Source organism: Halorubrum sp. SS7 (genome assembly GCF_005435055.1).
Lineage (GTDB): Archaea > Halobacteriota > Halobacteria > Halobacteriales > Haloferacaceae > Halorubrum > Halorubrum salinarum.
This window is the reverse complement of the sequence record NZ_SGXV01000803.1, coordinates 1-210: the sequence shown is the minus strand read 5'-3', so window position 1 is coordinate 210 and position 210 is coordinate 1. Positions and strand designations below refer to the sequence as shown.

The window sequence follows — 210 nt, the reverse complement described above, 5'->3', positions numbered from 1 at the left end:
AAGACGCCGGTCTCGATGCCGTCCGCCAGGATGTCGGCGACGGTCCCGCGGAGCAGCCGGTCGCTACGCGCCAACTGCTCGCGGATCCGTTCGTTGAACGGCCCCTGCGTGCGCAGTTCCAACAGCGCGATGTGGAACGCCTCGCGGTCGGCCTCGTCGGGGGCGAAGACGAACCACCCGACGAACTGGACCAGTCGGTCGACGGGCGGG

The 210-nt window shown here is 70.0% G+C and carries 1 pseudogene; it reads right to left on the bottom strand.

Annotated features, from left to right (window positions below):
• Positions 1-210 (bottom strand): annotated as a pseudogene (locus EXE44_RS19955) (TetR/AcrR family transcriptional regulator); the annotation flags it as partial.